Raw genomic sequence first — 11,980 nt, 5'->3', positions numbered from 1 at the left:
TCGCTCCTGGAACCGGGGGGCGTCTTGGTGATCCAAACACCAAACGCGAGCTACATTCCGGAGCCGCGGTCATGGGACATGACACACCTACACACGTACAATCCGGGCGACCTCTGGGCATTCCTCACATGCGAAGGCCTCAACCCCTCCGTTTATCGGGTCATGCTCCGCGAGGCGAACCCCGGGCCGATCGCCGCCGCCCGGCTCGCGATCACCGCATACATGAAGCTGCGCGTCTTGGGGTGCGACTACGCCAACAACATCGCGGCCATCGCCCGGAAGGTTGGCTGATCCGTCGATCCGCGGAACGGCTCAGGTCCCCGTCGTCTTCCCCACCCGCGCGCATTTCGCGCTGCCCGAGGCCACCTTCTCGCCGGTTTCGGCGTCGAACGCCTCAGCCTCGGTCAGGACAAGGCGCCCCTTATCCTCCACCAGCCGGGCCTCGAAGCGGTACCTCCTCCCTGCCCGGAGCGGCCGGAGGAGCCGCGTGTTCAACTCCGCGGTGACCGCCTCGATGTCGAGCGCGTACAGAAGGCGGATCATCACCTCGTCCAGGACCGTCGCGACAAGCCCGCCGTGCACGATGTCTTTGAACCCCTGATGCTCCTCGCGGGGCGTCCAGGCGGTGCGCATCCGGCCGTCCAGCATCATCTCGAACTGGAGCTTGAATCCGATCGGGTTTCTCGGACCGCAACAGAAACACATTCCGTCGTCTTCCAGCATCGGATCCACCCTCTCCCTTATTTCTTCTCCCGCGGGGATTTCCTCCGTCCCTCGCCGGCCTCGGCGGCCCCGCGGCCTCCGCTCGGGCGCACGGCCCGGCCGGCCGGCGCGCGCCGACGCTGTGTGGCGGGCATCGCCTCGCGGTTCCAGCGCGCGACGAGGTCCTCGAGCACCTCGCCGACGTGCTCCACCACACGCTCCCAGAATTTCGCGGCCGCGCGCGCGTCAAACTTGGGGTCGCTGCGCTTGCCTCCGTAGTAGAGGAGCGAGCCGGGCGCCGGGAACGCGACGATGGAGTCGCGGTGCTCGAATGCGAGCGACGGGTCCCAGCGGTCGGGAAAAACCTGATCCGGCGCGATCGCGAGCATCGCCGCCGTCTCATCCGCTCCCGCGTGTCCGCCCGGCGCGCCCAGGAGCTCCTCAACGTAGGGTCTCATCTCGATCCACCAATTGAACACCGCGACGAACACTCCGGTGTCCTCATGGGCGCGCCGCGTGGCCTCCCGGAGCGCCTCGGTGTTGCCCCCGTGCCCGTTCATCACGACGATATTCTGGAACCCCTGGTGGGCGAGCGCTTCGACCACCGCGGTTACGTACTCGGCGAACGCCGGCGCCGGCACGTGCGTCCCTCCCGCGAGCGCGCCCAAGTGCGCCGTGACCCCGTACGGAATGGACGGCGCGACGACGGCGTTCACGCGCTCGGCAACGGCCTCGCTCAGCCGGAGCGGAATTTCATTATCGGTGCCTAGGCTCGTGACGCCGTGGGCCTCCAGCGTGCCTACCGGCAGGAGGGCTGTGTTGATCGTGCGTGGAACAAGGTCCGCGAACTCCATCCAGTTGATGCGGTCAATGCGCCGCTCGCGCGGGGCGGAGCGGGCTCTGCTTCGGGGCATGGGGATGGCTCCTTCGGATCGTGGGCAGCGACTCGGACGGAGGGGATTGTACATCGAAGCCGGGCGCATTGCGCCGGCGGGCTGCTTCCGATAGGATGCCTGCTCTCTCCCCAAGGCTTGGAATCGGGCAGGAGGCCACGGACCTGACTCCGAAGAACCCCATCGAAGAGCTGAGAAGGCGCAAACAGGAAGCGCAGCTGGGCGGTGGCAAGGATCGGATCGCCAAGCTCCACGCCGAGGGCCGGCTCACGGCCCGCGAGAGAATCGATCTCCTCCTGGATCCAGGCTCCTTCCAGGAGACCGGCGTCTTCGTCGAGCATCGCACGAGCGATTTTGGAATGGCCGAACGGAAGATCCCCGGCGACGGCGTCGTCTCGGGCTACGGGACCGTCGACGGGAGGCTCGTGTTCGTCTTCGCCCAGGATTTCACGGTGTTCGGGGGGACGTTGAGTGAGCCGAACGCGAAGAAGATCTGCAACGTCATGGATCAGGCGATGGAGAACGGCGCGCCGGTGATCGGCCTCAACGACTCGGGAGGGGCGCGCATCCAGGAAGGGGTCCAATCCCTGGGAGGATACGCCGAGATCTTCCTGCGCAACACGCTCGCGTCGGGGGTGGTGCCCCAGATCTCGGCGATCATGGGAGCCTGCGCGGGAGGGGCCGTTTACTCCCCCGCGATCACCGACTTCGTGATCATGGTCCAGGGAACCAGCCACATGTTCGTGACCGGCCCGAACGTCATCAAGGAAGTCACCAAGGAAGACGTCTCCTTCGAAGAGTTGGGCGGGGCGATGACCCACAACACCAAGAGCGGCGTCGCCCATTTCGCGGTCGACGACGACGAAGCCTGCCTTGCCGCGATCCGGAGACTCCTCTCCTTCATTCCCTCGAACAACGTCGACGATCCTCCGCGAGTCGAGCCGAACGACCGCCCCGACAGGATGGAAGCGCGACTCAACGCCATCGTTCCGAGCGAGTCGAACCGGGCGTACGACATGAAAGAGATCGTGCGTCTCGTCGTCGATGACGCCGATTTCTTCGAGGTGCACGAGCACTTCGCTCCGAACATCATCGTCGGCTTCGCGCGTCTCGACGGGCATCCCGTCGGAATCGTGGGGAACCAGCCGGCGGCCCTCGCCGGGGTGCTCGACATCAAGTCCTCCGTGAAGGGCGCCCGCTTCGTGCGATTCTGCGACGCGTTCAACATCCCTCTCGTCACCTTCGAGGATGTCCCTGGGTTTCTTCCCGGGACCGAGCAGGAATGGGGCGGCATCATTCGCCACGGCGCCAAGCTCCTCTATGCGTATTGCGAGGCGACCGTCCCGAAGCTCACGGTCATCGTGCGAAAGGCCTACGGGGGCGCCTACGACGTCATGTCCTCGAAGCACATCCGCGCGGACTACAATGTCGCGTGGCCCCAGGCGGAGCTCGCCGTGATGGGCGCCGAGGGAGCCGTGAATATCGTGTATCGCAAGGAAATCGAGCAATCGAAGGACCCGGCCGCGGCGCGCGCCAAATTCGTGGCGGAGTACAACGAGAAGTTCGCGAATCCGTACGTCGCCGCGGCGTTGGGCTATCTCGACGACGTGATCGAGCCTCAGGAGACGCGCCCGCGGCTCATCCGGGCGCTGACCGCTCTCCGGCACAAGCGCCAGTCGCTCCCGCCCAAGAAGCACGGCTCGATCCCGCTCTGAGCGCCAGGATTTCCCGTTGAAACGCGTCCGCGCCAAGCCCACCCCCGTGAAGCGAGTCGCCGCGAAGCCCGCCCGGGCGAAACCCGTCCCTGTGACGCCCGTCCGCAAGGTCCTCGTGGCGAACCGCGGCGAGATCGCGATCCGGATCTGCCGCACCCTCCGCGAGATGGGGATCGCCTCGGTCGCCGTCTATTCCGACGCCGACCGCGACTCGCCCCACGTGTTCGCGGCGGACGAGGCGTACCCGGTGGGCCCCGCTCCGGCCCCGCAGAGTTACTTGAACGCCGAGCGCATTCTGGACGCCGCGCGCGCCGCGGGGGCGGATGCGGTGCATCCGGGGTACGGCTTTCTCTCGGAATCGGCCCCCTTCGCGGATCGAGTGCTGGGCGCGGGCCTCGTTTGGATCGGACCCTCGGCGGATGCGATTCGCGCTCTCGGCGACAAGCTCAACGCCCGCGCGCTCGCGCTTCGAGCCCGCGTGCCCGTGCTCCCGGGTACGGAGACACCGATCCGCGACGAGGGCGAGCTGAGGCGCGCCGCGGGTCGGATCGGGTACCCCGTCGTGCTCAAGGCGGCCGCGGGAGGGGGCGGCAAGGGAATGCGTCGCGTGAACGCCGCCGAGGAGTTCGAGCAGGCGATGAGACTCACGCAGGGGGAAGCGCGGAACGCGTTCGGCGATGACCGCATCTACCTCGAACGATGGCTCGAAAAACCGCGCCACATCGAAGTCCAGCTCCTCGGGGACCGGCACGGCGACGTGATCGCGCTCGGGGAGCGCGACTGCTCGATCCAGCGCCGGCACCAGAAGCTCGTCGAGGAGACGCCGTCCCCCGCGCTCGGCGAGGCCCGGCGCGCCGATCTCTGGAAACTGGCGGTGAAGGTGGCGCGTGCCGGCGGATACACGAACGCGGGCACGGCGGAGTTCCTCATGGATCAGGGCGGGAGGTTCTATTTCCTCGAGGTGAACGCGAGGCTCCAAGTGGAGCATCCGGTCACCGAAATGGCGCTCGGGATCGATCTCGTGCGGGAGCAGGTCCGCATCGCGTCCGGTGAAAGGCTTGCGATGCGGCAGGAGACGGTGCGTCCGCGCGGCGTGTCGATCGAGTTCCGGATCTACGCCGAGGACCCCGAGCAGGGCTTCCTGCCGCAGGCCGGAACCGTGCGGCGCATCGAGCTGCCCCAAGGTCCAGGCGTCCGGTGCGACGTCGGTGTCCGCTCCGGGGGCATCGTGCCGGTCCACTACGATCCCCTGGTCGGCAAGGTCATCGTATGGGGGGAAACGCGCGATCACGCGCTCGAGAGGGCCGCCCGCGCGCTCGAAGAATGCGTGCTGGAAGGGATCCCGACCACGCTCTCCTTTCACCGCTGGCTTGTGGAGCAGCCCGCCTTTCGCACGGGGACGTACGATACGGCGTTCCTGGCGCACGAATTCCGGAGCGTCGCGCCGGGGGCGTCCGCGCGCGACGAAGAGGATGCCACGCTGCTCGCGGCGCTGTTCGCGCACGCGAGCGCTCTTCGGCCCCGCTTCCCCGCCGCGCCTTCCGGCTCGCGAAACGGCGAACGGGAACGAAGCCGCTGGCGCCTCGCCCATCCCAACCTCCGCACGCCCCCGAGGCGGCGATGATCGTTCTTCGCCCGTGAGGTTGCGATGAGGGTCCTCCTCGTGAAGGGTGCCGAGGATCTCGAGATCGAGGTCGATCCGGAAGGCTCTGGATACCGGGTCACGCTCGGTGGCCGCGCGCACCGTGTGGACGGGACCATCGAAAGCTGGATGCGGGTCCGGATCGATGCCCGCCCGGTCGAGGCCTGGGTGAGGCTCCAAGGGGAGATGATCGTGGTCGAGCGTCGCGGGCGCACCTTCCGCTTTCGCGTCCGCGATCCGCGGGCACCGAAGCTCTCCCGCCGGCGCTCGCTCGAGGACGCCTCCCGCGGCGAGCTCCACGCCCCGATGCCGGGCCTGGTCGTGCAGGTATTGACGCACGAGGGAGAGGAGGTCGAAGCAGGACGGCCGGTCGTGGTGGTCGAGGCGATGAAGATGCAGAACGCGCTGGTCGCGCCTCTCACGGGCCGGGTACGCTCGATTCCCGTCACGCCCGGGACCGCGGTCGAGACCGGACAGCTCTTGCTCGCCATCACGCCCGTGGAGGCCTGACGCCATGTCGCGCGCCGACCTCGTCCACTCCAATCAGACCCGTCCCCTCCCGGGCGAGCCGCCCTACCTTCGCGGCATTCACCCGCTCATGTACCGGTCGCGCCTCTGGACGATGCGCCAGTACGCGGGCTTTGGGGACGCCGCGACCTCGAACCGCCGTTACCACTACCTTCTCTCGCTCGGCCAGACCGGGCTCTCGGTCGCGTTCGACCTCCCGACGCAGATGGGCTACGACGCGGACCACCCGCGGGTCGCGGGGGAGGTGGGACGGGCGGGAGTCGCGATCTCGACGATCGAGGACATGGAGCGGCTTCTCCAGGGAATCCCGCTCGACCGCGTGAGCCTCTCGATGACGATCAACGCCACGGCGATGATCCTGCTTTCGCTCGTCGTCGCGGTCGCGGATCGGCGCGGCACCCCGAGGGCGAAGCTCACCGGGACGGTCCAGAACGACGTCTTGAAGGAATACATCGCCCGCGGCACCTACATCTACCCTCCGGCGCCGTCGCTCAAGATCGCCACCGATCTCTTCGAGTTTTGCGCGGAGGAAGTCCCGCAGTGGAATCCGATCTCCGTGAGCGGGTACCACATCCGTGAGGCGGGTTCGACCGCGGTGCAGGAGGTCGCCTTCACGCTGGCGAACGGGCTCGAGTACGTGCGCGCCGCGGTGGACCGCGGCCTCCCCGTGGACCGCTTCGCGCCTCGGATTTCCTTCTTCTTCAACGCACACAACGATCTCCTGGAGGAGATCGCCAAATTCCGGGTGGCCCGTCGCCTCTGGGCGAAGCTCCTCGAAGAACGCTTCCACGCGCGCGATCCGAACTCCCTCAAGCTCCGTTTTCACGCCCAGACCGCGGGATCGACCCTCACGGCTCAGCAACCCCACAACAACATCGCACGGGTCGCGATCCAGGCGCTCGCGGCGGTGCTCGGCGGATGCCAATCGCTCCACACGAACTCCTTCGATGAGGCTCTCTCCCTGCCGGGCGAAGAAGCCGCGACCGTCGCCCTGCGCACGCAGCAGATCATCGCCTACGAGAGCGGCGTTCCGATGACGGTCGACCCGGTGGGCGGAGCCCAGGCCGTCGAGGCCGATACCCTCCGGATCGAGCAGGAGGCGCGAACTCTGATCGAGGCGATCGACGCGATGGGAGGCGCGGTCCGCGCCATCGAATCCGGCTTCCAGACCCGCGCGATCGAGCGGAGCGCCTACGAGCATCAGGTGGCCGTCGAGCGCGGGGATCGCGTGATCGTCGGCGTGAACCGCTTCGTCGACCCCGATGAGCAACCCACCGCTTCCTTCGCCATCGACCCGTCGCTCGAGGCGGCCCAGGCGAAGCGCGTTCGAGACTTCAAGGCGTCCCGCGACGAGCCGCGGGCGAAGCACACGCTCCACCGGCTGGAAGAAGTGGCGCGCCGTGACATGAACCTCACCCCCGCGGTGATCGACGCGGTGAAGGCGGGGGCTACCCTGGGAGAGATATCCGATGCGCTGCGACGAGCGTATGGCACCCACGACCCGAACGCCTGACACCCTGTGAGCCTCTTCCAAGCCGGAATCCTGGGCGCGATCGAAGGACTCACCGAGTTCCTGCCGGTGTCCTCCACCGGGCACCTGATCCTCGCCGCCCACGCCATGGGTCTCGTCGGCGGCGTCATGAACGATTTCGAAATCGTCATCCAGGCCGGGGCGCTTCTCGCGGTCCTCTGGCTCTATCGCGTCCGCGTACTGGAGGTCCTCGGCGGAATCGCGCGGCCCCGTTCCCGGGGGGGATCCCTCCTGGTGAAGCTCGCGGTGGCGTTCCTCCCCGCAGCGATCGCCGGATTGACGCTCCATAAGGCGATCGAAAGGCACCTGTTCGGGCCGCACCCGGTCGCGATCGCTCTCTTCGCCGGGGGCGTCGTCATGGTGTGCTTCGAGCGGTGGCGCCGGACGCGGCGCGGGACGCCGGCATTCGAAAGCGTCGACGCGATCCCTTTCGGCGTCGCCCTCGCGATTGGGGTGTTCCAGTGCGCGTCTCTCTGGCCGGGAGTCTCACGAGCCATGGTGACGATCCTGGCGGGCCTCCTTTTGGGATGCTCCGCGATCGCGGCGGCGGAGTTTTCGTTCCTGCTCGCGCTCCCGACCCTCGGCGCGGCGACCCTCTTCGACCTCGTGAAAAGCCGGGAGGCGCTCTTGGGCGGTGCCTCGGTCGGGCCCGCGGCCATGGCCGTCGGTCTCGGCGTTGCGGCGATCGTCGCCGCGATCGCGATCCGTTCTTTCCTGCGCTACCTCACCCGCCACGGCCTCGAGCCCTTCGGTTGGTACCGGATCGTGCTCGGCCTGGCGCTCTTCGCGTTGCTCTGGCACCGCGCATGGGGATTCCGATGAGCCGCGTGCTCGGCCTCGCTCACGTAGGGATCGCGGTGCGATCCCTCGAGGCCGCCGTCCCCCTCTGGGTTCGCGCGTTCGGCTTTCGCCACGGCGAGACCGTCGAATTCGAATCGATGAAGCTCCGGATCGCATTCTTGCGAGGCGGCTCCTCCGAGCTGGAGCTCCTGGAGCCCACCGAGACGGATTCCCCGGTGGGACGATTCCTCGAAAAGAGGGGGGAAGGCATCCACCATCTATCGTTTCACGTTCCCGATCTCGAGCGGGCGCTGAAGCAGGCCGCCGCCACCGGGCTCGAGCTGATCGACCGCACGCCGAGGGAAGGAAGCCATGGCACGAGGATCGCGTTCCTGAGCCCCCGGACTCTGAACGGGGTGCTGGTAGAACTTTGTGAACGGAGGGAGCCATGAGTGCAAGGAAGGTTCTCGTCGCGTCGCTGTTGCTCGGACTCCTGTCCCTCGCAGGTACGGCGGCGGCCCGCAATCCGAAGATGAGCTCGAAATACGAGTACACGATCGGGGACGACATCGCCCAGAGGACGGCGGGAATCCTCCGGCTCAGCGCGAGCCTCGAGGAAGCGCCGCTCGTGTACTACGACCGTGAGAAACAGAATGTCGTCGCGGAGATCGTCGGCAGCACCGACAACGTCGAGGGAGCCAAACACGACATCGAGGGCTTGGTCGACGTGATCCAATCGGAGGTGGTCGCCTACGCCAGGAAGCGCCATCACCTCGAGCTCACCGACAAGGACGTGACCCTGATCTATTACGTGGACAGCGACCAGGGCACGCCCGAAGAGCTGGTGCGCCGCGAGGAGGGACAGTTCGTCGTTCCGAAAGATGAGGATCAGGAGAAGTAGAACGGCCCCGCGATGAACCGAGCCCCTCGAATGCGCCGGGGTCGCCGGTCGCGAATCGATTTCCGCGCGCCCATGGCGCTCCTTCTCATGGGCCTCATGGTTCCTGGATGCGCCGGCACCTCACGGGTTCGATTCGCGACCGGACCCGGCGCGGGGTTTCTCACGCCCGCCGCCCCCATGGTACGGCCGCTGCGCCCGGGCGTCGGGATCACGCCGATCTTGACGGCCGGCGACACCCTGTTCTCGAACAGGATGGGGCAACCGCCGTTCATTTTCGCCGGCCGGGCGGGCGGACTGGGCGCGCGTGACCGCGGCGACGGGACCGCGGAGGTGTACGTATCGCATGACGATGCCTGGCTCGAAGGCGCCGAGGGGGCGGCGGTCTCGAGGCTCATCCTCGACTTGCGAAACAACGGGATCCTGGCCGCGGACTATCTGCTCCGGCCGGATCGCGGCTACGCCGCGCTGGCGCACGCCGCGCTCCTCGATTCGCGCGCCGGATTCTTGCGCCCACAGTTCGTCGTGAACGAGCGGTGGAACGGAGCCCGTGGCCCCCTCGTGGCGGCCATCGACGTCATGGACGAGAGAATCCAGGATTTGCCGTGGCTCGGAGCCATGCGGCACAAGAGCACGGCCGCGCTGCCCTCGACCGGCGGCAAGAATCTCGTCGTGATGACCGCCGGCAGCCTGGGCCAGACGGGCGACCAGATCTACCTCTACGTGGCCAATTCGGACACCGACGTCCTTTCGGGGAACGGCCAGCTCCACGTGTTTCGCGCGGATGCGGATGCCGTCCCCTCCAACGCCCGCAGCGCCTCGCGCCTGCGCCGCGGCATGCCGGCGAGCGGGGTGTTCGTCCCGATCGACCCCCTCGCCGCGCGCTCCCCGAGCACCCTCGAGCCGCTCGTCCAGCAGCTCGGATGCCTCAACTTCGTCCGGCTGGAGGGCATCGCGATCGATCGGGAGAGACCCAACGCGTTCTACTTCACCGACCGCCTGGGTTTCGGTTCGAGCGGCGTGATCCAAGCCGCGGGCGGCGGGGGCCGCCTCTACCACATGACGCTGGATTCGTTCGACCCCACGCGCGTCGAAAATTTGGAGGTCGTGCTCGATGCGAGCGAGGGGGACGACCTCTTTCGTCCCTCGAGCATCGATACCGACGGCCGATGCGTGATGATCCAGGAATACCCGGCCGCACACGGCATCCACCCCTCGCGCATCTTGCGCTACGACCTTCGCTCGCACGAGTTGGAAGCGGTCGCCGAATGCGCCGAGCGCGACAGCAGGGGGCGCGTCGTTCCGCGGGGTGTCGGGGGAGAATGGGAGCCGAGCGGAATCTCCAACGTGAGCGACCTGCTCGGAGAAGACGCCTGGCTCCTCACCGTGCAGGCGCACACGCTGCGCGCCCCCCAGAATTCAAGAAGATGGGGCGAAGCGGGCCAGCTTCTCCTGCTGCGCGGCGGGCGCTAGTACCCTTCGGGAGGAGGAGGAGGAGGGGGAGGTAGCTCCTGATCCGCATTGGAGCGCGGCGTCGGGAGATTGTCCTCCGGGGCGGCGGTCTTGGATCCCTCGGGCGACCCCGCGATCCCACCCCCTTCGGTGTCGAACGTTTCGGTGCCGTTTCGCAGATACCGGAGCTGGAGCTGGCAGCTCACGCGCTTCGGAGTGCGGATCGAGAACCCGTTGTCCAGGAGAAGCACGACGGGCTCTCCCGGCGGAAGGTCCTGATCCAGCGTCAAGTTTCTGGAACGCGCCGACGTCCAGAACGCCTGCGGTTTCCTCCCGCTCTTCTGCTTGAGCCAGCGGTCGTAGTCGCCGGCCCGGAAGAGACGCACGATGATGTCCTTTCCTCCCTTCGTGGTCACGGTGCCGAAGAGGTGGACCGCCTTGGCGCCGGGGGCATTCGTGGGCAGATCCAGCGCGAAAAACTCGGCGGGGCCGACCGTGTAGCTGGAGTCGATGATCTCGGCGACGTATCCGGTCCCCTCGTTCACGTGGGCCTGCCCGGCATCGCTCGACATGGACGGGGTGGGCTGGCCGGCCGCGTTCCCGGCCGGAGGCTCCATCGCGAGCGCGCGCCCGCCGGTCGGGCGGTGCGTCAGAAGCAGCACGAGCGCCGCGAGCAGGAGCGCGAGTATCCACGTCCCCCTGTGCCACTGCCTCGGGTGAATTCCGGTGAATCTCATCGAGCCTCCCCGGCGGGCTTCGAGCCCCGCCTCACGCCTGTCCTTTGGGTTCGTATTCGCGAAACAGCTTTCCCCATTCCGAATCCATGATCTTCTTCTTGCGCGGGATCCCCACGAACGGATACCAGTACCCGTCGTGGTACAGACGCGACGCGAAATAGGACCACGGCACGAGCGGGCTCTGGAGCAACACCTTCTCCAACGGCTTGAGCGGGCCGTGGTAGATGAGCTTCTGCCCCCTCGACGCGAATGTATTCTCGTTCCGGTGGAATCCCAGATTCACGTTCGACACATCGTCTCCCACGATGTCGATGCAGCGTGGATCCCCGTTCCCCAGCTTCGCCTCGTTCGCGAGCCGGATGAACTTGATCGTGAGCGGGTCGAAGCCCATGAGCTTCGCCGCCACGGCATCGATCGCCACCTGATCGCGCGAGGCCAGCAGGAGATTGGCCACGTGCGGCCGCATGGCTCGCGGGCCCGGCCCGTCTCCCGCGATGACCCCGTCCATCACGGCGAAGATGCCCGGATGGATCTCCTTCTGGATCGTGAGGAGGTCCACCAGGGTTTCGTGAATCACGCTATGCGTCCAGTGGCGCTTGAGATGAAGGAGGCCGCCGAAGGCGTTCTTCATCGCGCCCGTCATTTCCGTGAAGACGTGCGTCTTGAGCGTCGGCAGATGGATGATGTTCGCCCCGATCAGAGTCTTCGGGAGCATGAGCCCGTCCGGGTAGACGTCGTTCAGGACAAGCATCGTTCCCTTGGGCTCGTAGCGGATCCAGTCGGCCTCGCTCTCCTTGTCGTTCAGCCATACCGAACGGATTCCATATCGGTCTAACACCGGCTCGAGCTTGTTGTTCCGGATGCCGACGTGGGGATCCACGACCACGGTCGAGTTCTGGGCGGCGAGCACACGCTCGCTCGCGAACCCGGATGTCCGGAGCTTCCGAATCACGCCCTCGAGCTGCCACGGGCTCGTGGAGCACGCGGGATAGTAGACGTGCCAGGAGATGTTGACTTTGAGAAGCGTCGTCTTCTCGGGCGACAGCTCCGCATTGCAGTCTGCAAGCTCCATCAAACGGCCGACGTCCTCCACGACCGTCGA

Annotated in this window: 13 protein-coding genes; 9 read left to right on the top strand and 4 right to left on the bottom strand. The window is 67.1% G+C overall.

Features of this window, described 5'->3' with window-relative positions; genetic code table 11:
• Positions 1–78: 78 nt before the first annotated feature.
• Positions 79–291 carry a hypothetical protein gene (locus E6K76_01565; protein ID TMQ60709.1) on the top strand — a complete coding sequence of 71 codons (213 nt, stop codon included), beginning with the start codon at positions 79–81 and terminating at the stop codon, positions 289–291.
• A 21-nt stretch (positions 292–312) separates the two neighbouring features.
• Here the strand turns inward: E6K76_01565 and E6K76_01560 are convergent, their stop codons facing one another.
• Both E6K76_01560 and E6K76_01555 read right to left on the bottom strand, forming a co-directional pair.
• Entirely contained in the window at positions 313–732 is a 420-nt protein-coding gene (locus E6K76_01560; protein ID TMQ60708.1) for a PaaI family thioesterase, read from the bottom strand.
• Between the two features lie 8 nt (positions 733–740).
• A complete protein-coding gene (locus tag E6K76_01555) occupies positions 741–1,685 on the bottom strand; it encodes a creatininase family protein (protein TMQ60707.1) in 945 nt (314 codons plus the stop codon).
• Between the two features lie 26 nt (positions 1,686–1,711).
• Between E6K76_01555 and E6K76_01550 the strand changes: the two genes are divergently transcribed.
• The 8 genes from E6K76_01550 (at position 1,712) to E6K76_01515 (ending at position 10,162) form a co-directional block, all read left to right on the top strand.
• Positions 1,712–3,310 carry an acyl-CoA carboxylase subunit beta gene (locus E6K76_01550; GenBank protein TMQ60706.1) on the top strand — a complete coding sequence of 533 codons (1,599 nt, stop codon included), beginning with the start codon at positions 1,712–1,714 and terminating at the stop codon, positions 3,308–3,310.
• A 91-nt stretch (positions 3,311–3,401) separates the two neighbouring features.
• Positions 3,402–4,934, top strand: a complete 1,533-nt coding sequence (locus E6K76_01545) for an ATP-grasp domain-containing protein (protein ID TMQ60717.1) — start codon at positions 3,402–3,404, stop codon at positions 4,932–4,934.
• A gap of 24 nt (positions 4,935–4,958) precedes the next feature.
• Positions 4,959–5,462, top strand: coding sequence for a hypothetical protein (locus E6K76_01540; protein ID TMQ60705.1), 504 nt, complete (start codon positions 4,959–4,961; stop codon positions 5,460–5,462).
• A 4-nt stretch (positions 5,463–5,466) separates the two neighbouring features.
• On the top strand, positions 5,467–6,993 hold the full coding sequence (locus tag E6K76_01535; GenBank protein ID TMQ60704.1) for a methylmalonyl-CoA mutase: 1,527 nt from the start codon (positions 5,467–5,469) through the stop codon (positions 6,991–6,993).
• Positions 6,994–6,999: 6 nt separating this feature from the next.
• Positions 7,000–7,833 (top strand): undecaprenyl-diphosphate phosphatase, encoded by an 834-nt coding sequence (locus tag E6K76_01530; protein ID TMQ60703.1) that lies wholly within the window; start codon positions 7,000–7,002, stop codon positions 7,831–7,833.
• On the top strand, positions 7,818–8,243 hold the full coding sequence (gene mce / locus E6K76_01525) for a methylmalonyl-CoA epimerase (GenBank protein TMQ60702.1): 426 nt from the start codon (positions 7,818–7,820) through the stop codon (positions 8,241–8,243). The genes E6K76_01530 and mce overlap by 16 nt, the downstream gene beginning before the upstream one ends.
• Positions 8,240–8,692, top strand: a complete 453-nt coding sequence (locus E6K76_01520) for a hypothetical protein (GenBank protein ID TMQ60701.1) — start codon at positions 8,240–8,242, stop codon at positions 8,690–8,692. Before mce ends, E6K76_01520 begins: the two co-directional genes overlap by 4 nt.
• Positions 8,693–8,722: 30 nt before the next feature.
• Positions 8,723–10,162, top strand: coding sequence for a hypothetical protein (locus tag E6K76_01515; GenBank protein TMQ60700.1), 1,440 nt, complete (start codon positions 8,723–8,725; stop codon positions 10,160–10,162).
• Here E6K76_01515 and E6K76_01510 read toward each other — a convergent pair.
• Positions 10,159–10,878, bottom strand: a complete 720-nt coding sequence (locus tag E6K76_01510) for a hypothetical protein (protein ID TMQ60699.1) — start codon at positions 10,876–10,878, stop codon at positions 10,159–10,161. The two genes, E6K76_01515 and E6K76_01510, sit on opposite strands and share 4 nt — an antisense overlap.
• Before the next feature lie 31 nt (positions 10,879–10,909).
• Complete coding sequence (locus tag E6K76_01505; protein ID TMQ60716.1) at positions 10,910–11,950, bottom strand: DUF362 domain-containing protein; 1,041 nt, start codon at positions 11,948–11,950, stop codon at positions 10,910–10,912.
• Positions 11,951–11,980 lie beyond the last annotated feature (30 nt).

Source organism: Candidatus Eisenbacteria bacterium (assembly GCA_005893275.1).
Lineage (GTDB): Bacteria > Eisenbacteria > RBG-16-71-46 > SZUA-252 > SZUA-252 > WS-7.
The sequence above is the reverse complement of the archived record's forward strand: the minus strand, read 5'-3'. Positions and strand labels throughout refer to the sequence as shown.